Below are 24,447 nucleotides of genomic sequence, written 5' to 3'. Positions count from 1 at the left end.
CGATGCCCGAGGCCGGGACTGACCCGGCCGGGAAAATAAAAGGTATTACGGGTCGATGCGACGGCGATTGACCTTGGCCATCGGCAAGGGAATCAGCTTGCCCATCGGTTCGCGCCGTTCCTGACGCAGTGGACGCAAACCCACGACAATCTTGCGCGCCACCAGTAAATAGAAGCCGCCACCTGACAGTTGCCAGTCACCGGCCTTGCGTTCCCAACCGGCCAGACGGGCTTGCCAGGCGGGTGATGCGAGCGGCGGACGATAGCACCCGAAGCGGCGTTTCTCCAGCGCGAAGCCCAGCAGGTTCAGCCAGTCGGCAACGCGCGACGGCGAGATGCAGCGCGCCTTGCGCATGGCGTCATGGGCGAATACATGACGCAGACCCCAGCTGCTCCAGGGATTGATGCCGACAATCAACAAATGTCCGCCGGGCCGCACGCTGCTCGCTGCTTCACGCAGCAATCCGTGGGGCGACAGGCAGAAATCCAGCCCATGCTGCAACACCACCACGTCGGCGGCGTGCTCGCTCAACGGCCAGGCCTGCTCTTCACACACGATTTCGACGCCGGGCAACGGTGCACCGAGGCGCACATTGCGCTGCACTTGCGGCGCCGACGGCGGCGTCTGGGCCGACGGGCCGTAATGCACCAGGTAACCGCCGAAGAAGCGCCCCAACTCGTCTTCGAGCATGCGCCGTTCTTCATCCAGCAAAAATTGCCCGATAGGGCCAGACAGCCATTCACGGGCCGCGCTGATCAATGTCAGCCACTCGGGATCAGCCTGAGCGAACGCTTTATCGGTCATTGCATTCTCCAACGCGCCAGGAAGTTCTAAGATGCGCCATTGTTTTCCGCTTGGCGAATCCGACGATGATACAGATCAGTGCCCTGCCCGCCTTCACCGACAACTACATCTGGTTGTTACAAGACCACCGCACCCAGCGCTGCGCCGTGGTCGATCCCGGCGATGCCGCGCCCGTGCAGGCCTGGCTTGCGGCACATCCGGGTTGGGTATTGAGCGATATTCTGATCACTCACCACCACCATGACCATGTCGGTGGCGTCGAGCAGCTGAAAAAAGCAACAGACGCGACCGTCTACGGCCCCGCCAGCGAATCTATTCCTGAGCGGGAAGTCGCGCTCAAGGACAACGACCGTGTCAGTGTGCTCGGCTGGGACTTCGATGTGTTCGCCGTCCCCGGCCATACCCTGGGGCACATTGCCTATTACCATCATGGCCTGTTGTTCTGCGGTGACACCCTGTTTGCCGCCGGTTGCGGCCGTTTGTTCGAAGGCACTCCGGAACAGATGCACACCTCGCTGACACGCCTGGCCGCATTGCCCGAAGACACGCTGGTGTATTGCACCCACGAATACACCCTCAGCAACCTCAAGTTTGCCGCAGCGGTCGAGCCAGAAAACCCCGACACCGCCGAGCGCCTCGCCAAAGTGACCCAACAACGCGCAGCCGGGCTCATGACCCTGCCGTCGACCCTGGCCCTGGAAAAGCTCACGAACCCGTTTTTAAGGGTTGATGAAACATCTGTTAAAGAAAAAGTGGACGAACGGAATGGCCCCGATAACCGGGCTCCGAGTGCGGTCTTTGCGGCGTTGCGGGCTTGGAAGGATACGTTCTAGGCCGTCATCCTATTGCAATGAAAATTCTGAATGGTTGACCGCAGGGGGTACCCTTTCTAGAATCGGCCGACATTTTTGCCCGGAACTTACTTCCAGCCAATGTCGTCACCTATTCGTAAAGCCATCAATTCAGACGCATTGACCCGCTTGGCTCAAGCCATCGCGGTGGCTGTGTCCGCCACTTTGGCGGGCTGTTCCAGCCATGTGCCGCAGACCGACGCGACACATACCCCGAATATCGCCGCTCGCGCCAAACAGAAACCGATCTGGCTCAGCGAAAAACCCTCGCCGCAAGTACCACAGGATGTCTGGGAGCGCATGCGCCAGGGCTTCCAGTTGCAAGACGGCCTGGGCGTCAACCCGCGTATCGAGCAACAGCGACTGTGGTTCGCCAGTAACCCGTCCTTCCTTGAAAATGCCGGCGAGCGCGGCAGCCTGTACATTCACTACATCATCGAACGCCTTGAAGAACGCAACATGCCGCTGGAACTGGCGCTGCTGCCAGTGATTGAAAGCGCCTACAACCCGATGGCCTATTCCCGGGCCGACGCGGTGGGTCTTTGGCAATTCATCCCTTCCACCGGGCGTTACTACAACCTGCGCCAGACCCGTGCCTATGATGGCCGACGCGACATTACCGCCTCGACCACCGCGGCCATGGATTACCTGACCCGCCTGCACGACATGTTCAACGGTGACTGGTTGCTCGCCCTCGCCGCCTACAACGCCGGTGAAGGCACCGTCAGCCGGGCCATCGAGCGCAACGAAAGGCTCGGCCTGCCTACCGATTACTGGAACCTGCCGCTGCCCGCCGAAACCCAGGCCTATGTGCCGAAGCTGCTGGCCTTGTCGCAAGTGGTCCTGTCGCCGGAAGCGTACGGCGTGAACCTCAGCCCGATTGCCAACGAACCGTACTTCCAGGTCGTCGAAATCAATCAGCGCATGGACCTGTCCAAGGTTGCCGAAGTTGCCAACATCGACGAAGACGAACTGTTCCAGCTCAATCCGGCGTTCAAACAGCGCACTACCCTCGATGGCCCGCAGCACCTGCTGGTGCCAACGTCCAAGGCGCAGTTGCTGACCACCAGCCTGTCGACCATGCGTCCGGAAGAGTTGATCAGCAAGAAGCCTCGCAAACCGGTCTTCGAAGGCGCAGACGATGTTCAACTCGCCAGCGTCAAGCGCACCTACCGGGTCAAACGCGGCGACAACCTGGGCACCATCGCCAAGGCCAATAAAGTCGACGTCGAAGACTTGCAACGCTGGAACAAATTGACGGGCAAGCACCTCAAGACGGGGCAGACGCTGGTAATCAACGACACCGCCAAACGCAGCGGTGGTCGCGTCAACACCGTCGTCGCCACCAACAGCAAAGCCGACAAAAAGAAGCCGCAAACTCAATACAAGGTCCAGCAAGGCGATTCGCTGTACATCGTCGCCAAGCGCTTCAATGTCGAGATGCAGCACCTCAAGCGCTGGAACCCGCGCGTTGGCCAGGCGTTGAAGCCTGGACAGATGCTGGTAGTGTCTTCGCCACGCTAAAAAGAGCCCCCGAATTCAGGGGCTTTTTTTTGCCTGGGATTTCACGTTTGCTGAGTGATGGCTGTTGTGGCGAGGGAGCTTGCTCCCGCTCGGCTGCGAAGCAGTCGTAAATCCGATGCACGCGGTGTATCAGAAGTAACGGTGATGTCAGGTTTTGGGGCCGCTTCGCAGCCCAGCGGGAGCAAGCTCCCTCGCCACAGGTAATCCGGGGCGCGAACCTTCGTGTCAGCAATTAACAGCGCATTACCCCCCTGTCTTTTTCCTGTCGATACAAGCTGTTACTGTACGGGCCACAATGCCCAAGCCGCCTGGATCGGATCTGACTTGAAGCGTCCCCTCCTCCTGCTCCTGATCAGCCTGGCCTTCAGCTCCCCCGCAAGCGCGACGATCAGCGAAAGCCACGGTTATGCGCAGTTCGGCACGCTCAAGTACCCGGCCCGATTTACCCACTTCGACTGGGTCAACCCGCAAGCGCCCAAGGGCGGTACGTTGCGGGTGATGGCGTTTGGCACCTTCGATACGCTCAATCCTTACACCTTCAAGGGCTCAAGCCCGGTTTCCACTCCCAATTTCCTGCAGTACGGCATCAACGAGCTCAATGAGCCGCTGATGGTCGGCACCGGCCAGTACGCGCCGTCCGGCGACGAGGCGACCTCCAGTTATGGCCTGATCGCCCAGTCGGTGGAATACAGCGAGGACCGCAGCTGGGTGGTGTTCAACCTGCGGCCCGAAGCGCGGTTCCACGACGGTTCACCGATCACCGCGTACGACGTCGCGTTCTCGTACCGCTTGTTGCTCAAAGAAGGTCATCCGCAGTACCGCACCAGCCTTCAGGAAGTCGCACGGGTCGATATTCTCAACCCGCAGCGCATTCGTTTTGTGTTCAAGCGAGCCGGCAATCCACTGCAGATCCTGCGCCTTGGCGAATTGCCGGTCCTGTCCCGGCACTACTGGAAAGGTCGCGATTTCAAGGCGACCACCTTCGAGCCGCCGCTGGGCAGCGGACCGTATCGCATCACCTCGGTGACGCCTGGACGGCAGATCGTTTTCGAAAGGGTCAAGGATTACTGGGGCAAGGACCTGGCGGTCAATCGCGGCAAGTACAACTTCGATCGGATGGAAGTCGAGTTCTACCGCGACAGCGATGTCGCCTTCGAAGCGTTCAAGGCCGGCGAGTTCGACGTTTACATTGAGCATCAGGCGAAGAACTGGGACAACGGCTACAACTTCCCGGCAGTACGCCGCGGCGACGTGATCAAGGCGCAGATCCCGCATCAGATCCCGACCCAGAGCCAGGGCCTGTTCATGAACACCCGACGCCCGACTTTCGCCGAGACCAACGTCCGCGAAGCCCTGGGGCTGATGTTCGATTTCGAGTGGACCAATCGCACGTTGTTCAGCGGCGCCTACAAGCGCGCAATGAGTTACTACCCCAACAGTGAGTTCGAAGCCACCGGGCTCCCGGTCGGTCACGAATGGCTGATGCTCAAGCCCTATCGCGAGCAGTTGCCCGTCAAGCTCTTTACCGAGCCGTTCAGCCTGCCGCACACCGACGGCCGCGGCATCCCCCGGGAAACCCTGCGCAAAACCCTTGCGCTGCTTGCCGAGGCCGGCTGGAAGCTCAATGGCCAGCGATTGCAGAACGCTGCAGGGCAACCCCTGCGATTCGAGATCCTGCTGGTCAACCCGAACCTGGAGCGCATCCTCCAGCCCTACGTAGAAAACCTCGCGAGCATTGGCATCAACGCGCGACTGCGTACCGTCGACCGGGCCCAGTATAAACAGCGCCTCGATCAGTTCGACTTCGACATGATTCTGATGACCCTCAACCAGACCCTCAGCCCGGGTCTGGAGCAGTGGCAGTATTTCCATTCGAGCCAGGTCGGGGTCAAGGGCAGTAAAAACTATGCCGGCATCGCCAACCCGGTGGTCGATCACTTGCTCGAACAACTGCTCGCCGCCCAGAGCCGCGACGAACAGGTCGCCGCCGGCAAAGCGCTTGACCGCGTGCTGCTGTGGCAGCACTACAGCATTCCCAACTGGTACCTCAATTATCACCGCCTGGCCTACCGCAACCGGTTCGCCTTTGTGACCACGCCGCCCTATACCCTGGGCCTGAGCGCGTGGTGGCTGAAGTCTTCGGAGAAAGATCAATGAAACCCGTACGCACCCTGCTGTTGCAGGCCAGCGGTCTGCTGTTCGCCGGGCTGGCCTGTGCCGCCCCGCAACATGCGGTGACCCTCTACAACGAGCCGCCAAAGTACCCGGCGGATTTCAAGTATTTCGATTACGTGAACCCGGACGCGCCCAAGGGCGGGATCTTCCGCCAGGCCGGTTTCGGCGGCTTCGACAGCCTCAACCCGTTTATCAGCAAAGGTGTGCCGGCTGACGACATCGGCATGATCTACGACACCCTCGCCAAACAGGGCCTGGACGAACCGTTCACCGAATACGGCCTGGTCGCCGGCCAGATCGAGAAAGCCCCGGACAACAGTTGGGTACGTTTCTACCTGCGCCCTGAAGCGCGCTTCCACGATGGCCATCCGATCCGCGCCGAAGACGTGGTGTTCAGTTTCCAGATGCTGACCAAGGACGGCGCGCCGCTCTATCGCGGTTACTACAACGACGTCGAGGAAGCGGTCGCCGAAGACCCGCTGACCGTACTGTTCAAGTTCAAGCACTCCAACAACCGAGAGTTGCCACTGATCCTCGGCCAATTGCCGGTTCTGCCAAAACACTGGTGGGCCAACCGCGACTTCAACAAGGGCAACCTGGAAATACCGCTGGGCAGCGGCCCCTACAAAGTCAGCGAAGTGAAGGCCGGGCGTTCGATTCGCTATGAGCGGGTCAAGGATTACTGGGGCAAGGACTTGCCGGTCAATCGCGGTTTCTACAACTTCGACGTGATGTCCACCGATTACTACCGCGACAACACCGTGGCGCTCGAAGCGCTCAAAGCCGGGCAGTTCGATTACTGGCTGGAGATGACCGCGAAGAATTGGGCCAATGCCTACAACGTCCCGGCCGTCACCGAAGGCCGCTTGATCAAGGAACAGATCCCCAACGGCAACCCCACCGGCATGCAGGGTTTCGTGTTCAACCTGCGCCGCCCGCTGTTCCAGGACGTGCGCGTGCGCCAGGCCCTGACATTGCTGCTGGACTTTGAATGGACCAACAAGCAATTGTTCAACAGCGCCTATGCGCGCACCCGCAGCTATTTCGAGAACTCGGAAATGGCCGCCACCGGCCTGCCGGATGCCGATCAACTGGCGATCCTCGATCCGTTTCGCGGCAAGATCCCCGAGCAAGCTTTCAGCGAGGCGTTCCAGAACCCGGTGACCGACGCCAGCGGCATGATTCGCGACCACCAGCGCAAAGCCTATCAACTGCTGCAAGAGGCCGGCTGGCGGATCGTCGATGACAAAATGGTCGACGCCACCGGCAAACCGGTGAAACTCGAGTTCCTGCTGGCCCAGACCGAATTCGAGCGCGTGCTGCTGCCGTTCAAGCGCAACCTCAGCGACCTCGGGATCGACCTGGTGATCCGCCGCGTCGACGTCTCGCAATACATCAACCGCGTGCGTTCACGGGACTTCGACATGATCGTCGGCAGCTTCCCGCAGTCCAGCTCACCGGGTAACGAGCAGCGCGAATTCTGGATGTCTGCCGCTGCTGACAAACCCGGCAGCCGCAACTCCATGGGCCTCAAGGACCCGGCGGTGGACCAACTGGTCGAGCAACTGATCAACGCCGATTCGCGTAAAAGTCTGGTGGCCCATGCCCGCGCACTGGACCGCGTGCTGCAATGGGGTTATTACGTGATCCCCAACTGGCACATCAAGACGTGGCGCGTGGCGTACTGGAATCACATCGGGCATCCGAAAATCTCACCCAAGTACGACATCGGGATTAACACCTGGTGGATCAAGCCCGATGCCAAACCGGCGCTAGAAGTCGAGACCAAACTGCAAGTCGCCCCTGCGGGCACGGAGTAATCAGATGCTGGCGTATATTTTTAGGCGACTGCTGCTGATCATTCCGACCTTGTTCGGCATTTTGCTGATCAATTTCGTGATCATCCAGGCCGCACCCGGCGGCCCCGTTGAGCAGATGATCGCCAAGCTCGAAGGCTTTGAAGGCGCCACCAGCCGCATTGCCGGTGGCGGTGCCGAAGTGTCGGTGGCCGGTTCCTCCTATCGCGGCGCCCAGGGCCTGGACCCCGCCTTGGTGAAAGAAATCGAGCACATGTACGGCTTCGACAAATCAGCGCCAGAACGCTTGTGGATCATGGTGAAGAACTATGCGTCGCTGGACTTCGGCGACAGCTTCTTTCGCGATGCCAAGGTGATCGACCTGATCAAGGAAAAAATGCCGGTGTCGATCTCCCTCGGGCTGTGGAGCACGCTGATCATGTACCTGGTGTCGATCCCGCTGGGGATCGCCAAGGCCACTCGACACGGCAGCCATTTCGATGTCTGGACCAGTTCGGCGATCATCGTCGGCTACGCGATCCCGGCGTTCCTGTTTGCGATCCTGCTGATCGTGGTGTTCGCCGGCGGCAGCTATTTCGACTGGTTCCCGTTGCGTGGACTGACCTCGAATAATTTTTCAGAACTGAGCATGGGCGGCAAAATCCTCGACTACTTCTGGCACCTGGCCTTGCCCGTGACGGCGCTGGTGATCGGCAACTTCGCGACCATGACCCTGCTGACCAAAAACAGTTTTCTCGACGAGATCAACAAACAGTACGTGGTCACCGCCAAGGCCAAGGGCCTGACTCGCCACCGTGTGCTGTACGGCCATGTATTCCGCAACGCCATGTTGCTGGTGATCGCCGGATTCCCGTCGGCGTTCATCGGGATTTTCTTTACCGGCTCGTTGCTGGTGGAAGTGATCTTCTCCCTCGACGGCCTCGGGCTGATGAGTTTTGAAGCGGCGATCAACCGCGATTACCCGGTGGTGTTTGGCACGCTGTTTATCTTCACCTTGCTTGGCCTGGTGGTGAAATTGATCGGTGACCTCACCTACACCTTTGTCGATCCGCGCATCGACTTCGAAAGCCGGGAGCATTGAGATGAACCTGTCTCCGCTCAATCGACGCCGGTTTGAATTGTTCAAGGCCAACAAGCGTGGCTGGTGGTCGCTGTGGCTGTTTCTGGTGTTGTTCGGCCTGAGCCTGGGTGCCGAGCTGATTGCCAACGACAAACCGCTGGTGGTGCATTACGACAACAGCTGGTACTTCCCGGCGCTCAAGCGCTACCCGGAGACCACCTTCGGCGGTGAGTTCCCGCTGGAAGCCAACTACAAGAGCCCCTACATCCGCGAACTGCTCAAGGCCAAGGATGCCTGGGTGCTGTGGGCGCCGATTCCGTTCAGCTATCAAAGCATCAACTACGACCTGAAAGTCCCGGCCCCGGCGCCACCGTCGACGGATAACCTGCTGGGCACCGACGATCAGGGCCGTGATGTGTTGGCGCGGGTGATCTACGGCTTCCGGATTTCGGTGTTGTTCGCCCTGACCCTGACCATTCTCAGTTCGATCATCGGCGTGATTGCCGGGGCCTTGCAGGGCTTCTATGGCGGCTGGGTCGACCTGGCCGGGCAGCGTTTCCTGGAAATCTGGTCCGGGTTGCCGGTGCTGTATTTGCTGATCATCCTCGCCAGTTTTGTGCAGCCGAACTTCTGGTGGTTGCTGGGGATCATGCTGCTGTTTTCGTGGATGAGCCTGGTGGACGTGGTGCGCGCCGAGTTCCTGCGCGGGCGCAACCTCGAATACGTGCGCGCGGCGCGGGCATTGGGGATGCAGAACGGTGCAATCATGTTCCGCCACATTCTGCCCAACGCGATGGTCTCGACCATGACCTTCATGCCGTTCATCCTGACCGGCGCCATCGGCACCCTGACCGCTCTGGACTTCCTGGGCTTCGGTTTGCCGCCCGGCGCGCCGTCGCTGGGCGAGCTGGTGGCTCAGGGCAAATCCAACCTGCAAGCCCCATGGCTCGGCATCAGTGCGTTTGCAGTGCTGGCATTGATGTTGAGTTTGCTGGTGTTTATCGGCGAGTCCGCTCGCGATGCCTTCGACCCGAGGAAGTGAAATGAATCAGGACAATCTGATCGAAGTGCGCGACCTGTCCGTTGAGTTTGGTATCGGCGATCGTGCTCAGCGCGTGGTCGAAGGCGTGAGTTTTGATATCCGCCGTGGCGAAACCCTGGCGCTGGTCGGTGAAAGCGGTTCCGGCAAATCGGTCACGGCCCACTCGATCCTGCGGCTACTGCCCTACCCGATCGCCCGGCACCCGTCCGGCACCATCGAGTACGCGGGGCACAACCTGCTGGACCTGAAAGAGAAGACCATCCGTCACATCCGCGGCAACCGGATCGCGATGATCTTCCAGGAACCGATGACCTCGCTGAACCCGCTGCATTCCATCGAAAAGCAGATCAACGAGGTGTTGGGCATCCACAAGGGCCTGATCGGCAAAGTGGCGACCAAGCGCACCCTGGAACTGCTGGAAATGGTCGGGATTCCCGAGCCGGAAAAACGCCTTAAAGCCTTGCCCCATGAATTGTCCGGCGGCCAGCGCCAGCGGGTGATGATCGCCATGGCCCTGGCCAATGAGCCGGAATTGCTGATCGCCGACGAGCCGACCACCGCGCTGGACGTGACCGTTCAGCTGAAAATCCTCGAATTGCTCAAGGAATTACAGGCCCGCCTAGGCATGGCGCTGCTGCTGATCAGCCACGATTTGAACCTTGTGCGAAGAATTGCGCATCGCGTATGTGTCATGCAGCGCGGTTGCATCGTCGAACAGGCATCGTGCGAAGAGTTGTTCCGCGCGCCGCAGCATCCGTACACTCGGTTACTGTTGGCAGCGGAGCCCAGCGGCACGCCGGCGACCAATGCAGTGGGGCCGCCATTGCTGCAAGTCGAGGACTTGAAAGTCTGGTTCCCGATCAAGAAAGGCCTGCTGAAAAAGACCGTTGACCACATCAAAGCGGTGGACGGGATCAATTTCAGCCTGCCCCAGGGGCAGACCCTGGGGATTGTCGGTGAAAGCGGTTCGGGAAAATCGACGCTCGGCCTGGCGATTTTGCGGTTGATCGGCAGCAAAGGCGCGATCCGTTTTGAAGGCAAGCAGCTAGACTGCCTGACGCAGAACGAAGTTCGACCGTTGCGCCGCGAGATGCAGGTGGTGTTTCAGGACCCGTTTGGCAGCCTGAGCCCACGGATGTGCGTGAGCCAGATCGTTGGCGAAGGCCTGCGGATCCACAAGATGGGCACCGAGGCGGAACAGGAACAAGCGATCATTGCAGCATTGAAGGAGGTAGGTCTGGATCCGGAAACCCGGCACCGCTACCCCCACGAATTTTCCGGCGGGCAACGGCAGAGAATCGCCATTGCCCGGGCATTAGTGCTAAAACCGGCGTTGATTTTGCTGGACGAGCCGACCTCGGCCCTCGACCGCACCGTACAACGCCAAGTGGTGGAGCTGCTGCGTTCACTGCAAACCAAGTACAACCTGACGTATTTGTTTATCAGCCATGACCTGGCTGTCGTCAAAGCGCTGAGCCACCAGTTGATGGTGGTCAAGCATGGCCAAGTGGTCGAACAGGGAGACGCGCAAAGTATCTTTGCCGCCCCCCAACATCCGTATACACAGCAGTTGCTGGAAGCCGCTTTCCTGGCACCGGCCACTGCGTAATAACCTGAAAGAGAGGAGCAACACATGGGTTTTCTCGCCGGTAAGCGCGTACTGATCGTCGGTGTCGCCAGCAAGCTGTCCATCGCATCCGGCATCGCTGCCGCCATGCATCGCGAGGGCGCTGAGCTTGCCTTCACTTATCAGAACGACAAACTCAAGGGTCGTGTCGAAGAGTTCGCCCAGAGCTGGGGTTCCAACCCTGACCTGTGCTTCCCGTGCGACGTGGCCAGCGATGAAGAAATCGCCAAGGTCTTCGTTGAGCTGGGCAAGAAGTGGGACGGCCTGGATTGCATCGTGCACTCCGTCGGCTTCGCCCCGGGCGACCAACTGGACGGCGACTTCACCGAAGCCACCACCCGTGAAGGTTTCCGCATCGCTCACGACATCAGCGCCTACAGCTTCGTGGCCCTGGCTAAAGCCGGTCGCGAAATGATGAAAGGCCGCAACGGCAGCCTGCTGACCCTGTCGTACCTGGGCGCCGAGCGCACCATGCCTAACTACAACGTCATGGGCATGGCCAAGGCTTCGCTGGAAGCTGGCGTGCGTTACCTGGCCGGCTCCCTGGGCCCGGACGGCACCCGCGTCAACTGCGTATCGGCTGGCCCGATCCGCACCCTCGCTGCGTCCGGCATCAAGAACTTCCGCAAGATGCTGGCTGCCAACGAAGCGCAAACCCCGCTGCGTCGCAACGTCACCATCGACGAAGTCGGCAACGCCGGCGCCTTCCTGTGCTCGGACCTGGCGTCCGGCATCAGCGGCGAAATCATGTACGTGGACGGTGGCTTCAACACCACTGCGATGGGTAGCCTGGAAGAGTGATCTTCAGCTAGCCAATAAAAAACCCGCCGTTACTGGCGGGTTTTTTTATGCCTGAAATAATCGTCAGGATCGACACGGTCAAATGTGGGAGCGGGCTTGCTCGCGAAGGCAGTGTGTCAGTCGATACAAGTGTTGAATGATCTACCGCATTCGCGAGCAAGCCCGCTCCCATAGGGAATTTGTGTTTAGCCATTGGGCTGGGTGAGGCACCTGGCGAACAGCTGCTGAATCGGCTGTGTCCGCTGGCTGTAGCGCTGCAACAGCACAATCTCCCGATAAAACGTCAACTCACCCAACGGGATAATCCTGACCTTCGCCCCATACTCCAGCCACAACCCCGCCTCGGGCAGCAGCGAAACACCCAACCCACACTCAACCATTTTCACAATGGCTTCCAGTTCATCCAGTTCTAGCGCGACGTGCACGTCTATCTGTTGCTCACGCAGAAACCGTGTCACCAGACGTCCGCCGAACGAGTTGCGGTCATAGCGCACATGCGGATGATTGGCGAGGATCTGTAACGGGTCATCGCCTTCAAGGTCCATTGGAACGATCAGCACGAACGGCTCCCGGCGAATCACCTGCGCCAACAACTCCTTGGGCAGTTCAAACGGTGGCTTGATCAGAATCGCCAAATCCACCTCCCCGGTGTCCACCTGGCTCAACAGATTCAGCGACACGCCCGGCACCAGTTTCGGCTCCAGCAACGGTGCCTGCTGCCTCAACCGCAACAACGCCTGGGGCAGCAACCCGGTCTGAACCGTGGCCACAGCACCAATCTTCAACTCGCCGCGATACTCGCTGACGTCATCACTGACCGCCATGCGGCTGAACGTTTCCAGCATCTCCCTGGCCATCGGCAACGCCCGTTGCCCTGCGGCGTTGAGAATCGCCTGGCGCCCCGTACGGTCGAACAGGCGAATACCCAGCGCCTGCTCCAAATTGCGCATTTGCGCACTGACCGCCGATTGCGTGAGACCAATGTGCATCCCCGCTGCCGCGAAAGTGCCGTACCGCGTCACGGCAATGAACGTTTTGAGTTCGCGCAGCATGACCGCCTCCGATTGATCGAAATAATTTGAGCTCGACGCAAAAACTATCGTCTTTTAATCAAAAAGCACAGCGCTAAACTCAGCGTCACACAACGACCACTCGAGGCCTGCCCCATGCAACTGTCCCCTTTCCACTTGGCGATCCCGGTGTATGACCTGACCGCCGCACGAAACTTCTACGGCGAGGTGTTCGGCCTGGAAGAGGGTCGTTCCAGCGATCACTGGGTCGATTTCAATTTTTTCGGCCATCAACTGGTGATTCACCTCGCGCCAAAAAACGCTTCTCAGGAAGACGCGCACACCAATGCCGTGGACGGCCATAACGTGCCTGTCCCGCATTTCGGTGTGGTGCTGGGCATGAATGAATGGGAGGCGCTGGCGCAGCGGCTGACCGCACTGGGCACGTCGTTCGTGATCGAACCGGGCATTCGCTTTCAGGGTCAGGTGGGCGAACAAGCCACCCTGTTCCTGTACGACCCTTGCGGTAATGCGCTGGAGTTCAAGGCGTTCAGGGACATCAGTCAGTTGTTTGCCAAATGATCCGCCCTGCCCCGGACGCCACACATATCAGCGAGTCGGTGATCAATGGTGAGACGACGCCCGTCGCCGTCGCAGAAACGATGATTGAGCGCATTTTTGCGCAGGAACCGGATATCCAGGCCTTCGTCTCGTTCGATGCCCGACAGGTTCGCGCCGATGCGGCGCAGAACAAGGGCCAAGGTCTGCTGGCCGGCGTTCCCGTGGGCATCAAGGACATCTTCGACACCGCTGACTACCCCACGCAATTCCACTCGCCCATTTATACCGGCCATCAACCGTCCCGCGATGCCCACGTCGTCACTCTGCTGCGCCAGGCCGGCGCGCTGATCATGGGCAAGACCCACACCACCGAGTTTGCGTATATGCAGACCGGTCCAACCCGCAACCCGCATGACCTCACTCGCACGCCCGGCAGTTCCAGCGCGGGCTCGGCAGCCGGGATGGCAGCGGGTTTCTTTGCGTTGGCGCTGGGCACCCAGACCGCTGGCTCATTGCTCAAGCCAGCGTCCTACTGCGGCCTCTTTGCCTTTAAGCCGTCATTGGGGCTGGTGTCACTGGAGGGGGTAAAACCGCTGGCGCCGAGCTTCGACACCGTGGGTTGGTATGGTCGATCGGTGCGCGATCTGCAGTTGGTGGCGCGAGTGCTGATTCCTGGTTTCGTCGTGCCTGAGGTCGAACGGCGGCCACTGCGACTGGGTTTCTGCCGCACGTCACGCTGGGATCAGGTGGACCCGCAAGTGGCTCGATCTCTGGAACACGCGGCGGATCAACTAAGGAACGCCGGCCATCAAGTGAGCGATGTCCGGCTACCCGATGAATTTGCCGGTGTGTTCGACGACCATCAGCTGATCAACGACTGCGAAGGCGCCCGTTCGCTGGCAAAGGAATTTCAACGGCACCGGACTCAATTGAGCCCTTCGACACTGGCCATGTTCGAGCGAGCGGCGGCGACAACCTGGGAACAGGAGTCAGCTGCCAAGGCGCGTCTTGCCCGACTCGCCCCACAACTTCACGAACATTGCCAACCCTTCGACGCCATGCTCGGTGCCTCTTGCGGGATGGTCGCGCCTCTTGGCCTTGAAAGCACTGGACCATCAGACTTCATCAAGTTCTGGGGAGCGTTTGGCTGGCCGCAGGTCAATCTTCCGCTGATTCGCGCCGAAGGCGATCTACCGATCGGGTTACAGCTGATCGGACGGTTCAGGGACGATGGACACTTATTGCGTACCGCCGAGCACATTGCAGTGGACTTGCAAGGGATCGTTCAACGCTGAATCATCAGCGGTTTTTCAGCGCGTAGCGCTCATCGACCACGGTCAGCAGCTCTTCCACTGACTGATGCAACTGCGGGTCATATTCGATCTGTCCGAGACTGAAGTGCAGGTCAGAACGGCGATGCACCGTGGCGTTACGCTCGGCCAGTATTTCTTCGAGTCGCGCCCGGACAGCGGCGATATCCACGACGCTTGAACCCAGCAGCAAGGCAACGAATTTGTCGCTGCCGAGCCGGCCGATCACATCGCTTTCGCGAAACGCGATTCGCAGCACATCGGCGAAAGTTTTCAGCGCACGGTCGCCCTCGGCGCGGCCATACAAGTAGTTGATGTGCTTGAGGTCATCGAGCTTGAAAAGCAACAGCGTCGTCGGCTTGTCGAGTTGCTGACAGGCGTCCAGCCCCTGTTGCGCCAAGACGGTGAAACCGTGACGGTTGGGCAGCAGCGTCAACTCGTCCATGCTCGCCATCTGCACGCCCATCAGCTCTTGCTCAGCCTTGCGGGCCAGGTCGCGCAGCAATTGACGTTCCTGTTGTGGCGAACGCAATGGATCAGCGCGAACGCCGTTTTTCACCGGTTTGCCTGGGATCAACATGACTCACTCCGTTGGCGGATATGGTCTTTAGAGTCGGCCATACCTGCATTGACTCCCTGTTAACGGACCGCCGGTCAGCTACCCAGCACCGGACACGGCCCACCCGCCTCGGCCCACAGCTTGAATTGCGTGACAAAAATGTCGTGCGGCACCGGCACCGGCGCCCTGCCCTCGCCGGGATTCCAGCCCCACAGCACCAGTTTGTCGTCGCTGACATGCTTGATCAGTGCAGCAAAATCACGGTCGCCATTGCTGGCGCGGTCTTTGATCATCGCGCACAACTTGTCTGCCGGCAGGCCGATCCAGGCCATCTTGTGCGACGCCGGCGGCAGGCTCCAGTGCGGCGCTCCCGGTGGCGCGTGCGGCCCGTAACTGGCCGGCGGATTGGTCTCGGCGTGACAGGTTGCGCAGGGCAACCCCGCCGCGCCCTTGCCGTCCATCCCGCGCACCACGTTCATGGCATGCGGGGTTGCGGCATCGAACTGCAGCGGCGAATCCCCCGGAATGTGGCAGTTCTGGCAACGCGGACTCTGGAAGACTTTCTGCACCGTATCGAATGCCTTGATCGCTTCCTTGTCGTCGGCGAACAGGTCTTCGGTGTAGCCAGCCAGGCCAATCAACAGCACCGCACCCAACATCAAATGTCGTTTCATGTCATACCCCCGACAGTTGCAGCGGCAGCTCACGCAAGCGCTGCCCGGTCAGGGCGAACACTGCATTGGCAACGGCCGGCGCGGTGGGTGGAACGCCGGCCTCACCGATGCCGCCGGACCGTTCGGTGCTGGGCACGATATGCACTTCAACCACCGGCATTTCGTTGAGCCGCAACACCTGATAATCGTGAAAGTTGGATTGCATCACCTGCCCGTCCTTGACGGTCAGTTTGCTGTGCAAGGCGAAGCCGAGGCCAAACGTGATGCACGATTCCATTTGCGCCGCGATGCTCATCGGGTTGACCGCAATCCCGCAGTCCACCGCGCACACTACCCGGTGCACGCGGATTTTCAGGTTGTCCTGGGACACTTCGGCGACGTGCGCCACGTAGCTGCCGAACGACTCATGCACCGCCACGCCCAGCGCATGACCATCGGGTAACGGCGCGGTCCAGTTGGCTTTCTCGACCGCCAGATTGAGCACGCCCAAGTGCCTCGGATGGTTCTTTAGCAAGGCTCGTCGGTATTCAACCGGGTCCTTGCCGGCCGCCTCGGCCAGTTCATCGATCAACGATTCCATGACGAACGCTGTGTGGCTGTGCCCGACCGAACGCAGCCACAACACGCTGATGCCGGTTTTCGGCGAATGCAGTTCCACTTGGTGATCGGCCAGGTCTTCCAGGTAGGGGCTGTCGACGACACCTTCGACCGAAGTCTTGTCGACGCCATCCTTGACCATCATGGCCGCAAACGCGGTGCCGTCCATGATCGACTGTCCGACCATCACATGTTTCCAGGCGATCGGCATGCCGCCGGCATCCAGACCGATATTGGCCTGATGCAGGAACATCGAGCGATAGTAACCGCCGCGAATGTCGTCTTCGCGTGACCACACGGTTTTCACCGGAGCGCCGGCGGCTTTGGCGACCTGGACGGCTTCGGCGACAAAATCCGAGGTCGGATTGGCCCGACGACCGAAGCCGCCACCGAGGAATTCAGTGTGGATTTCGACCTGTTCGGGCTTGAGCCCGGTGATCTTGCCCGCAATCATTTGATCCAGCGTCTGAAACTGCGTGCCGGTCCAGATTTCGCATGTGTCCTTGCTGATTTTCACCGTGCAATTGAGCGGCTCCATCGGCGCATGGGCCAGGTACGGCACGCTGTATTCGACGTCAATCTTCTTCGTCGCCTTGCCCAGTGCGACCGTTGCATCGCCCGCCTTGCTCGCGGAAATTCCGGGCGTGGCAGCCAGTTTGCGGAAACTCTCCAACAGTTTATGGCTGTCTAGCCCGGTGTTCGGCCCCAGGTCCCAGTCGACTTTCAGCGCATCACGCCCCAGCTTCGCGGCCCAGTAATGATCGGCAATCACCGCCACGCCCGTGGGCACCTGCACGACTTTATGCACGCCCGGCACAGCCAATGCCTCGGCGCCCTCGAAGGATTTGACGCTGCCACCGAACACCGGCGGCCGGGCGACCATGGCGGTCATCAAGCCGTCGAACTGCACGTCCATGCCGAACTTGGCCCGGCCGGTGATTTTCTCCGGCGTGTCCAGGCGCTTGGTGGGTTTGCCGATGACCTTCCAGTCCTTGGCCTCCTTGAATTTGATGGAGGCTGGATCCGGCACCGGCAACTTGCCGGCGTCGTCCGCCAGTTCGCCATAGGTGGCGCGCTTGTCGCCGGCAATCACCACGCCCGACTCGGTGCGGATCTGCGAAGGCGCAACGTCGAAGCGCTTGGCCGCTGCATCGATCAGCATCAAACGCGCCGCCGCACCGGCCTGCCGGTAGCGGTCAAACTCCATCCAGGTCGACGTCGAGCCGCCGGTGATCTGCATCCCGCCAAACCCGGGCAACCCGTACTCGGCGGCCGATGCCGGTGAGTGCTCGACGCGAATGGTCGACCAGTCGGCGTCCAGCTCTTCGGCGATCAACATGGTCAGGCCGGTCCAGATGCCCTGGCCCATTTCCGAATGGCCGAGCAGCACGGTGACGCTGTTGTCGTTGCCGATGCGCAGGAAAGCATTGGGCGCAAAAATATTGCCCTCATTCTCCGCGCCCACGGCAAAACGATGGGCGCCGGGGATGACGAACGCCACCACCAGTCCTGCGCCCAACACGGCACTGCCCTTGAGAAATCCGCGTCGCGAGACGTCCAGGATGCTGTTCATAGTTCTGATTCCTTCCACATGGCATCAACCGATCTCGGCGGCGCGTTTGACGGCTTCACGAATCCTTGGGTAAGTGCCGCAACGGCAGATGTTGCCGGAGAGCGCCTGATCGATGTCGCTGTCGGTGGGTTTGGGAATTTTCGCCAGCAACGCGGCGGCGGACATGATTTGTCCGGATTGGCAGTAGCCGCACTGCACCACATCGAGTTCGGCCCAGGCTTGCTGGACCGGGTGCGAACCGTCGGTGGACAGGCCTTCGATGGTGAGGATTTTTTGCCCATTGGCCACGGCGGTCGCGGGCGTGATACAGGCGCGTAATGGCGCGCCATCGACGTGCACGGTGCAGGCGCCACACTGGGCCATGCCGCACCCGAATTTGGTGCCGGTGAGGTGCGCGACATCGCGCAAGACCCAAAGCAGCGGCATGTCCGCGGGGACATCCAACTCCTGATCCTTGCCATTGATGTTGAGGGTCAGCATTGCGAATTTCCTCAGACTCACGGTGTTCTGAAGGGCGTCGCCATGACAATCAAATACCTGTGCGCGCCTTGGGTTATCCCTTCAGCTAAGCGCAAAATGCCGGGCGAGACCGGTTCATCGACCACCGGTCACACAAAGGCCGCCTCAAATGGGCGGCCGTTGTGTGCAGCTTTTGTAGTGAATGGGCTTGCTGCGGCAGGACTGCACGGCTGACGTGGATCGACTATCAGGTTAGACCCGTGGCTTGAACAGGATCATCGTGTAGCGCGAAAGGAACAGACCAAACGCCGCGCACCACAGCAGCGCCGAGAGTCCCAGCCCGGCCCCGGAAAATGGAACCAGCAACACCCGGCACACACCCGCGACGATCAGCAAGGCAAAACCCAGCACCACGGTTTTTGACGGCTGCAACAGTCGACCGGTATGGCCAAGGCTGACGCGGGCAATCATCGCCAGGATCAACCCGCCGATGCCGCCCACCGCCAGCGCGTGGGTCGCCAGACTCTGTTGTGGCATCAGGCCCGCATGCCACAGCGCCATTCCCAGCGCAGCTATCACCAACCAGGCATACGCCAGGTACAGCGACCACAGCAGCGGTACCCGCCAGGTACCTCGATCATGCCAACGCCACAAGCGCTGTAGATGCAGAGTGCCTATCAGCAGAAACAACGCGGACAACCACGCCCTCGGGCTGTCATTCAACCCGCAGGCGAAGGACACTGCCGCCAGCAATGAACTCACCAGCAGCATTTTAGTGGGCAACGGATGAGTCGCAGGTGTGGCGGGGCGATTCAAGCCACGCTGGATGAAAAACGGAATGACCCGCCCGCCAATGACCGTCATCAGCGCTGCCACCAGCCACAGGGCCGCCAGCACACCGTGTCGCTGCAACCCGGCGTCATCGGTGGCGATGCCCCACAGCGTCAACGCCTGGCAACCCGCCATAAAGGCAACCACCAACAAAATCGGATAGTTCTCACGCTTGCCGGCCGCGACCAGGTCCCGACCCAGCATCCAGGCCAGGAACGGTAGAAACGGCGTCTGCGCAGCAATCAGAATGGACGCAGGGACCGGCAGCAACCAAGCCAATCGCGCCACCAGCCACACCAGCAACAACCCGATCAGAGGCCAGCCGCTCAAGCCGGGACGCCCGGTCCAGTTCGGCACCGCCGTCAACAGAAACCCGGCAATGATGGCCGTGGCAAATCCGAACGGCATCTCATGCCGATGCCAGCTCAACATGCCGCCAATGGGCTGCGCACCGGGTAATCGGCCGTACAACCACAGCGCCCAGATCGCCACTGCCACCAGCGCAAACACCGCACCGGCGAAAAAAAACGGTCGAAACCCGAGGCTGAACACCGGTGCGGCGGCGAGTTTTTTCATTTTAAGCCACCACAGGGATCAGGGCTTTAGCCAACCGGTATTGGGCCAGCAGGCGCATGACGTAGCCGATCTTGAGCAAAGTAGGGCCGATGATGGTCATGGCATGCATCGTTACCAACAAAGCAATCGGCATATGACCGTCGTAGAGGTAGGCGCCGTAGATGCCGGCAAACAGCATGACCAGGCCAGCGCCTAGCACTTTGCTCGACAGATGGAGAACGTTCAGAGGGTTATTGAAAAAATCGAACATTTTGTCGTACTCCTGAAGCGGGTCAGTTGTACGTTTTAAGTATCAAGTGTCGTGCCAGGTATTAGTCCCTTTTAAATCAGGCATTTGAAATCAAAGCAGTCATTTAGACCACGCATATAAATAGTCTATAGGACCAACCACGCAGTCATTTTGACCTTTATTTTTTTATCAGATTATCGATCTGCGGACTCACTGATCGGCGCCAGCCTGACTACGCTGATAGTCCAGCATGAGTAACCCGTAGAGGAGCGCCACCATGCAACGCGTGCAAAAACTGACTCCCTGTCTCTGGTTCGACACTCAGGCCGAAGAGGCGGTGAAGTTTTACTGTTCGATCTTCGATCATTCAAAAATCACCGACACCACCCATTACGGCAAGGCAGGCCAGGAGATTCACGCCATGCCTGAAGGCATGGTGCTCACCATCAGCTTCGAACTGGACGGGCAACCTTTTACCGGCCTCAATGGCGGCCCCCAATTCAAGTTCAATGAAGCGGTGTCCTTTCAGGTCAATTGCCAAACCCAGGAAGAAATCGACCATTACTGGGGCACGCTGTCCGCCGGAGGCGACCCTCGGGCCCAGCAGTGTGGCTGGCTCAAGGACAAATTCGGCCTGTCCTGGCAAATCGTGCCGATCCCGTTCATGGACATGCTGAAAAGCCCGGACACGACCAAGTCCCAGCGCGCCATGCAGGCCATGATGCAGATGAGGAAGCTCGACATCGCAGCCTTGCAACGAGCCTTTGACGGCGAGAGCTAATACACTCCAGTGCTGACCTGCCGAGGACGCTGACGATGAAGCACGCTGCTGCCAAAAACGCCGACAAAGCCCCGCGCTTCTGGCGTGATGACGCCCTGCCCTTCATCGAGGCCCGTTCCATCGCGGACGGTCGCGACGTCTGCTACACCCGGCATGCCCATGAGCACTTTTCCATCGGTGCGATCACCGCCGGGCGCAGCACCTACCTTCACGAGCAAGCGCAGTTCGAGGTCAGTACCGGCACCGTGGTGTTGATGAACCCTGATGATGTGCATGCCTGCAATCCGATCGACGACCAGCCGTGGTCGTACCTGATGCTGTACGTCGAGACGCCTTGGCTGACCGATCTGCAACATCAGCTCGGTTTCAGCCAGGACTCGGCCTTCAGACGGTTTTCCATCACCCACACCCGCGACGGCAACCTGTTCGCCGGCCTCAACGACTTGTACGAAATACTGGTTGATCCTCTGCAGGATGTGTTGTGCAAACACAGCGCGGCGGTAGAGTTTTTTACCGAGGTACAACAGCGGCTCAACCCGGTCGATCAAGCACTGCGCGAACCCAATTTCAAGCTGGAGCGGGCTGCCGACTACATTCGTGACAACTGCACACACCCACTCAAGCTCGAAGACATTTGCGACGCGGCTCAACTGTCGCCGTCCTACCTGATTCGCGCCTTCAAGCAACATTACGGCATGACGCCCCATGCCTTTCTGGTTAACCGGCGTATCCAGTTCGCCCGTGATCAATTGCGCATTGGCAAGTTGATTGCCGATGTCGCACTGGAAGCGGGATTTGCGGATCAGGCGCATTTTCAACGGGCGTTCAAACAACATCTCGCGGCGACGCCGGGGCAGTATCGCGGCTGATCAGGGCAACAAGAGGTAAACCGCACTGACTGCCAACAGCAACGCCATGATCCGGTTGAACCACCGCATGCCCGCCGGGTTGGCCAAATAGCCGCGCAGAAACGTCCCGGCGTAAGCCCAGCAGCCGACGGACAGATAACAGATCACCAGATACACCGCCGCAAACTGCCACACCAACCGCGCCTCGCCGTCCGCGACGAAGGCGCCCATCCCCGCCACGCAAGCCAGCCAGGCTTTAGGGTTGAGCCACTGCATGACCGCGCCGTACAACATCGACGGCGCCCGGCCCGACGCTTTTTCATTGAGACGACCATCGTCCGCGGCCAGTTTCCAGGCCATGAACAACAGAAACGCCACGCCCGCCAATTGCACCACCCGCGTCAGCGCCGGCCACAACCGCAAGACTTCATGCAGCCCCAGGCCCATCAACACCAGCAACAAAACGAACCCTAGCGTTGCCCCGGCGACGTGCCGTTGACTGGCGCGAAAGCCGAACTGCGCACCCGAGCTCAACGCCACAATGTTCACCGGCCCCGGCGTGATGGACGCCACCAGCGCAAACGTTGCCATGGAAATCAGCAGACTCATCACACACCTTCTTCAATTCAAGGAAATCAGCGCTCAAGTTACTGAGCGCCCTGCCCTGCGTATTGAAGAAAACTGCCCAAAGCATTCCGACACGTTTGGGCTCAATCGTCCTCGTGCAACTTGATGCCCCGGGCGTGGAGCAAATGCGGGACGATCAGCACCAGCAGCGTCAGTGCGAGGAACGACGCGGCGATGGGTTGGGTGAGAAAGGTGGTCCAGTCGCCCTCGCTGATGGACAGGGCATTACGCAGCTGCTTTTCAGCCATCGGCCCCAACAGCATGCCCACGATGACCGGCGCCACGGGGAAGTCAAAACGCCGCATCAACACCCCGCCCCAGCCGATGCCGAGCATCAGCAAAAGATCGAACGAGGAGTGACGCATGCCGTACACACCGATGGTCGCGAACACCAGAATGCCGGCATTCAGGTAAGGCCGCGGGATCTGCAGCAGCTTGACCCACAACCCCACCAGCGGCAGGTTCAGCACCAGCAGGATAACGTTACCGATGTACAGCGAGGCAACGAGGGTCCAGACCAGATCCCCCGACGTCTGGAACAACATCGGGCCGGGTTGCAGGTTGTAGTTCTGGAACGCGGCCAACAGGATGGCAGCCGTGGCGGAGGTCGGAATGCCCAGCGTCAGCAGCGGCACCAACGAACCGGTCGCGCTGGCGTTGTTGGCCGCCTCGGGCCCGGCAACGCCTTCAATCGCGCCCTCGCCTTTGTTGCCGGCAAACTCTTTCGGGTACTTGCTCAGTTTGCGTTCGGCCGAATAGGACAGAAACGTCGGAATCTCCGCCCCGCCCGCCGGAATCGAACCGAACGGGAAGCCGATCAGCGTGCCTCGCAGCCAGGCCGGAACCGAGCGTTTCCAGTCGGCGCGAGTCATCCACAACGAGGTCAACCGGTGTCGGTTGCCGGCTTCTTCCTTTTGGTACAACAGGCTGTATAACGCCTCCCCCACCGCAAACAAACCCACCGCTACCAACACCACTTCAATGCCGTCCACCAACTCCGGCACCCCCAGCGTGTAGCGGGCGATGCCCGAGGTCGAATCCAGCCCGATCAAACCGATAGCCAGGCCAACCCCCAACGAGGCGAAACCGCGCAGCATCGACGCGCCGAGTACCGCCGACACGGTGGTGAACGACAACACCAGAATCGCAAAATACTCCGCCGGACCAAACTTCAGCGCCAGCGTGGCAACCACCGGGGCGAACAGGGTCAACAGGATCGTGGCAATCGTCCCCGCCACAAATGAACCAATAGCTGCCGTGGCAAGCGCCGGCCCCGCCCGGCCATTGCGAGCCATCAGGTTGCCCTCCAGGGCCGTGACCATGGAGGACGACTCCCCCGGCGTATTGAGCAAAATGGAGGTGGTCGAACCGCCAAACTGCGCGCCGTAGTAGATACCGGCGAACATGATCAGCGCTCCGGTAGGATCGACCTTGGCGGTGATCGGCAACAGCAGGGCCACGGTCAGCGCCGGTCCGATTCCGGGCAACACGCCAATCGCCGTGCCGAGCAGACAACCGATAAAGCCCCACATCAAATTGATCGGCGACAACGCGGCGGAAAACCCCATCGCCAGACTTGCAAGAATATCCACCGGGTTGATCTCCTGCGGCCCGGATCAGATCCAGGCGTTGACAAGGGGCGGCAGGGAAACCCCGAGCCCGGCGTTGAACAGCCAGTAAATCGGCAGCGTCAGGGCGATGCCGATGGCCAGGTCGCGCAGTGGATGGCGACTGCCAAACCCGCGTGCTGAACAGACAAACAACAGCCCGGCGGCGAGGACGAAGCCGATCAGGTTAATCAGCACCGCCACCCCCACCAGTCCCGCCGTCACCCACGCCGCACCCAGTTTGCCATCGGGCAATGCTTTGGCCGATTCGTCATCGTGATCCGCCAACTCGCGAAAACCACCGGTAACCGCTTGGTAACTCAGCAGCAATCCGACCACGCCCAGGAACACCGCCAGCCCGTAGGGATAAACATGTGCGCCCAAAATGACGAAGCCCATTTCCGGTGGAAACCGGAAGGCCCCGACCGCGAGAACGGCACTGATGGCGATCAGGCCAAGGCCGATCGCCAACTGTGCCGGCACAACGTTGCGCAGCCCCGCCAT

At 60.2% G+C, this 24,447-nt stretch carries 23 protein-coding genes; 12 read left to right on the top strand and 11 right to left on the bottom strand.

Going from position 1 to position 24,447, the window contains the following annotated elements; genetic code table 11:
* Positions 1-45 precede the first annotated feature (45 nt).
* The gene (locus EAH78_RS25370) at positions 46-804 is read right to left on the bottom strand and encodes a methyltransferase domain-containing protein (RefSeq protein WP_140670104.1); all 759 of its coding nucleotides are present in this window, start codon (positions 802-804) and stop codon (positions 46-48) included.
* A gap of 65 nt (positions 805-869) precedes the next feature.
* Between EAH78_RS25370 and gloB the strand changes: the two genes are divergently transcribed.
* The 8 genes from gloB (at position 870) to fabI (ending at position 11,701) form a co-directional block, all read left to right on the top strand.
* Positions 870-1,637 carry a hydroxyacylglutathione hydrolase gene (gene gloB / locus EAH78_RS25365; protein ID WP_140670102.1) on the top strand — a complete coding sequence of 256 codons (768 nt, stop codon included), beginning with the start codon at positions 870-872 and terminating at the stop codon, positions 1,635-1,637.
* Between the two features lie 99 nt (positions 1,638-1,736).
* Positions 1,737-3,179 carry a transglycosylase SLT domain-containing protein gene (locus tag EAH78_RS25360; RefSeq protein WP_140670100.1) on the top strand — a complete coding sequence of 481 codons (1,443 nt, stop codon included), beginning with the start codon at positions 1,737-1,739 and terminating at the stop codon, positions 3,177-3,179.
* 324 nt (positions 3,180-3,503) lie between these two features.
* Positions 3,504-5,336 (top strand): extracellular solute-binding protein, encoded by a 1,833-nt coding sequence (locus tag EAH78_RS25350; protein WP_140670098.1) that lies wholly within the window; start codon positions 3,504-3,506, stop codon positions 5,334-5,336.
* Entirely contained in the window at positions 5,333-7,174 is a 1,842-nt protein-coding gene (locus tag EAH78_RS25345; RefSeq protein ID WP_140670096.1) for an extracellular solute-binding protein, read from the top strand. The genes EAH78_RS25350 and EAH78_RS25345 overlap by 4 nt, the downstream gene beginning before the upstream one ends.
* A gap of 4 nt (positions 7,175-7,178) precedes the next feature.
* Positions 7,179-8,252, top strand: a complete 1,074-nt coding sequence (locus tag EAH78_RS25340; RefSeq protein ID WP_140670094.1) for a microcin C ABC transporter permease YejB — start codon at positions 7,179-7,181, stop codon at positions 8,250-8,252.
* Position 8,253: 1 nt separating this feature from the next.
* A complete protein-coding gene (locus EAH78_RS25335) occupies positions 8,254-9,273 on the top strand; it encodes an ABC transporter permease (protein ID WP_140670092.1) in 1,020 nt (339 codons plus the stop codon).
* Position 9,274: 1 nt separating this feature from the next.
* On the top strand, positions 9,275-10,882 hold the full coding sequence (locus tag EAH78_RS25330) for an ABC transporter ATP-binding protein (RefSeq protein ID WP_140670090.1): 1,608 nt from the start codon (positions 9,275-9,277) through the stop codon (positions 10,880-10,882).
* 24 nt (positions 10,883-10,906) lie between these two features.
* Positions 10,907-11,701 carry an enoyl-ACP reductase FabI gene (gene fabI / locus EAH78_RS25325; RefSeq protein WP_008152082.1) on the top strand — a complete coding sequence of 265 codons (795 nt, stop codon included), beginning with the start codon at positions 10,907-10,909 and terminating at the stop codon, positions 11,699-11,701.
* Positions 11,702-11,886: 185 nt separating this feature from the next.
* Here fabI and EAH78_RS25315 read toward each other — a convergent pair whose 3' ends face one another.
* Positions 11,887-12,753: a LysR family transcriptional regulator gene (locus EAH78_RS25315; protein WP_140670088.1), complete on the bottom strand. Its 867-nt coding sequence runs from the start codon at positions 12,751-12,753 to the stop codon at positions 11,887-11,889.
* Positions 12,754-12,867: 114 nt separating this feature from the next.
* On the opposite strand from EAH78_RS25315, the gene EAH78_RS25310 reads away from it, so the two are divergent.
* Both EAH78_RS25310 and EAH78_RS25305 read left to right on the top strand, forming a co-directional pair.
* Positions 12,868-13,293: a VOC family protein gene (locus tag EAH78_RS25310; protein ID WP_140670086.1), complete on the top strand. Its 426-nt coding sequence runs from the start codon at positions 12,868-12,870 to the stop codon at positions 13,291-13,293.
* Positions 13,290-14,567: an amidase gene (locus EAH78_RS25305; protein ID WP_140670084.1), complete on the top strand. Its 1,278-nt coding sequence runs from the start codon at positions 13,290-13,292 to the stop codon at positions 14,565-14,567. The genes EAH78_RS25310 and EAH78_RS25305 overlap by 4 nt, the downstream gene beginning before the upstream one ends.
* A gap of 4 nt (positions 14,568-14,571) precedes the next feature.
* Here EAH78_RS25305 and EAH78_RS25300 read toward each other — a convergent pair whose 3' ends face one another.
* From EAH78_RS25300 to EAH78_RS25275, 6 genes are all read right to left on the bottom strand, one after another.
* Complete coding sequence (locus EAH78_RS25300) at positions 14,572-15,162, bottom strand: diguanylate cyclase domain-containing protein (RefSeq protein WP_140670082.1); 591 nt, start codon at positions 15,160-15,162, stop codon at positions 14,572-14,574.
* 74 nt (positions 15,163-15,236) lie between these two features.
* A complete protein-coding gene (locus tag EAH78_RS25295; protein WP_140670080.1) occupies positions 15,237-15,815 on the bottom strand; it encodes a hypothetical protein in 579 nt (192 codons plus the stop codon).
* Between the two features lies 1 nt (position 15,816).
* Complete coding sequence (locus tag EAH78_RS25290; RefSeq protein WP_140670078.1) at positions 15,817-17,985, bottom strand: xanthine dehydrogenase family protein molybdopterin-binding subunit; 2,169 nt, start codon at positions 17,983-17,985, stop codon at positions 15,817-15,819.
* A gap of 24 nt (positions 17,986-18,009) precedes the next feature.
* Positions 18,010-18,465, bottom strand: coding sequence for a (2Fe-2S)-binding protein (locus tag EAH78_RS25285; protein ID WP_140670076.1), 456 nt, complete (start codon positions 18,463-18,465; stop codon positions 18,010-18,012).
* A 231-nt stretch (positions 18,466-18,696) separates the two neighbouring features.
* The gene (locus tag EAH78_RS25280; protein WP_140670074.1) at positions 18,697-19,851 is read right to left on the bottom strand and encodes an NnrS family protein; all 1,155 of its coding nucleotides are present in this window, start codon (positions 19,849-19,851) and stop codon (positions 18,697-18,699) included.
* 1 nt (position 19,852) lies between these two features.
* Complete coding sequence (locus EAH78_RS25275) at positions 19,853-20,101, bottom strand: transmembrane sensor/regulator PpyR (protein WP_140670072.1); 249 nt, start codon at positions 20,099-20,101, stop codon at positions 19,853-19,855.
* 256 nt (positions 20,102-20,357) lie between these two features.
* On the opposite strand from EAH78_RS25275, the gene EAH78_RS25270 reads away from it, so the two are divergent.
* Together EAH78_RS25270 and EAH78_RS25265 are read left to right on the top strand one after the other, a co-directional pair.
* A complete protein-coding gene (locus EAH78_RS25270) occupies positions 20,358-20,861 on the top strand; it encodes a VOC family protein (protein ID WP_140670069.1) in 504 nt (167 codons plus the stop codon).
* Between the two features lie 35 nt (positions 20,862-20,896).
* A complete protein-coding gene (locus EAH78_RS25265; RefSeq protein WP_140670067.1) occupies positions 20,897-21,730 on the top strand; it encodes an AraC family transcriptional regulator in 834 nt (277 codons plus the stop codon).
* Here EAH78_RS25265 and EAH78_RS25260 read toward each other — a convergent pair whose 3' ends face one another.
* The 3 genes from EAH78_RS25260 to EAH78_RS25250 form a co-directional block, all read right to left on the bottom strand.
* Positions 21,731-22,318, bottom strand: coding sequence for a LysE family translocator (locus EAH78_RS25260; protein ID WP_140670065.1), 588 nt, complete (start codon positions 22,316-22,318; stop codon positions 21,731-21,733).
* Between the two features lie 101 nt (positions 22,319-22,419).
* Entirely contained in the window at positions 22,420-23,928 is a 1,509-nt protein-coding gene (locus EAH78_RS25255) for a tripartite tricarboxylate transporter permease (RefSeq protein ID WP_140670063.1), read from the bottom strand.
* Between the two features lie 24 nt (positions 23,929-23,952).
* Positions 23,953-24,447: a tripartite tricarboxylate transporter TctB family protein gene (locus EAH78_RS25250; protein WP_140670061.1), complete on the bottom strand. Its 495-nt coding sequence runs from the start codon at positions 24,445-24,447 to the stop codon at positions 23,953-23,955.

This window comes from Pseudomonas arsenicoxydans, from assembly GCF_006438915.1.
GTDB lineage: Bacteria > Pseudomonadota > Gammaproteobacteria > Pseudomonadales > Pseudomonadaceae > Aquipseudomonas > Aquipseudomonas arsenicoxydans_A.
Note: the sequence above shows the minus strand (reverse complement) of the source record. Positions and strands in the feature narration are given on the sequence as shown.

What these genes read in the sequence shown, in the direction of transcription:
- EAH78_RS25370 (WP_140670104.1), bottom strand. Translation starts at nt 804, where the DNA reads ATGACCGATAAAGCGTTCGCTCAGGCTGATCCCGAGTGGCTGACATTG.
- gloB (WP_140670102.1), top strand. Translation starts at nt 870, where the DNA reads ATGATACAGATCAGTGCCCTGCCCGCCTTCACCGACAACTACATCTGG.
- EAH78_RS25360 (WP_140670100.1), top strand. Translation starts at nt 1,737, where the DNA reads ATGTCGTCACCTATTCGTAAAGCCATCAATTCAGACGCATTGACCCGC.
- EAH78_RS25345 (WP_140670096.1), top strand. Translation starts at nt 5,333, where the DNA reads ATGAAACCCGTACGCACCCTGCTGTTGCAGGCCAGCGGTCTGCTGTTC.
- EAH78_RS25340 (WP_140670094.1), top strand. Translation starts at nt 7,179, where the DNA reads ATGCTGGCGTATATTTTTAGGCGACTGCTGCTGATCATTCCGACCTTG.
- EAH78_RS25335 (WP_140670092.1), top strand. Translation starts at nt 8,254, where the DNA reads ATGAACCTGTCTCCGCTCAATCGACGCCGGTTTGAATTGTTCAAGGCC.
- EAH78_RS25330 (WP_140670090.1), top strand. Translation starts at nt 9,275, where the DNA reads ATGAATCAGGACAATCTGATCGAAGTGCGCGACCTGTCCGTTGAGTTT.
- fabI (WP_008152082.1), top strand. Translation starts at nt 10,907, where the DNA reads ATGGGTTTTCTCGCCGGTAAGCGCGTACTGATCGTCGGTGTCGCCAGC.
- EAH78_RS25315 (WP_140670088.1), bottom strand. Translation starts at nt 12,753, where the DNA reads ATGCTGCGCGAACTCAAAACGTTCATTGCCGTGACGCGGTACGGCACT.
- EAH78_RS25310 (WP_140670086.1), top strand. Translation starts at nt 12,868, where the DNA reads ATGCAACTGTCCCCTTTCCACTTGGCGATCCCGGTGTATGACCTGACC.
- EAH78_RS25305 (WP_140670084.1), top strand. Translation starts at nt 13,290, where the DNA reads ATGATCCGCCCTGCCCCGGACGCCACACATATCAGCGAGTCGGTGATC.
- EAH78_RS25300 (WP_140670082.1), bottom strand. Translation starts at nt 15,162, where the DNA reads ATGTTGATCCCAGGCAAACCGGTGAAAAACGGCGTTCGCGCTGATCCA.
- EAH78_RS25295 (WP_140670080.1), bottom strand. Translation starts at nt 15,815, where the DNA reads ATGAAACGACATTTGATGTTGGGTGCGGTGCTGTTGATTGGCCTGGCT.
- EAH78_RS25290 (WP_140670078.1), bottom strand. Translation starts at nt 17,985, where the DNA reads ATGAACAGCATCCTGGACGTCTCGCGACGCGGATTTCTCAAGGGCAGT.
- EAH78_RS25285 (WP_140670076.1), bottom strand. Translation starts at nt 18,465, where the DNA reads ATGCTGACCCTCAACATCAATGGCAAGGATCAGGAGTTGGATGTCCCC.
- EAH78_RS25280 (WP_140670074.1), bottom strand. Translation starts at nt 19,851, where the DNA reads ATGAAAAAACTCGCCGCCGCACCGGTGTTCAGCCTCGGGTTTCGACCG.
- EAH78_RS25275 (WP_140670072.1), bottom strand. Translation starts at nt 20,101, where the DNA reads ATGTTCGATTTTTTCAATAACCCTCTGAACGTTCTCCATCTGTCGAGC.
- EAH78_RS25270 (WP_140670069.1), top strand. Translation starts at nt 20,358, where the DNA reads ATGCAACGCGTGCAAAAACTGACTCCCTGTCTCTGGTTCGACACTCAG.
- EAH78_RS25265 (WP_140670067.1), top strand. Translation starts at nt 20,897, where the DNA reads ATGAAGCACGCTGCTGCCAAAAACGCCGACAAAGCCCCGCGCTTCTGG.
- EAH78_RS25260 (WP_140670065.1), bottom strand. Translation starts at nt 22,318, where the DNA reads ATGAGTCTGCTGATTTCCATGGCAACGTTTGCGCTGGTGGCGTCCATC.
- EAH78_RS25250 (WP_140670061.1), bottom strand. Translation starts at nt 24,447, where the DNA reads ATGGCGGGGCTGCGCAACGTTGTGCCGGCACAGTTGGCGATCGGCCTT.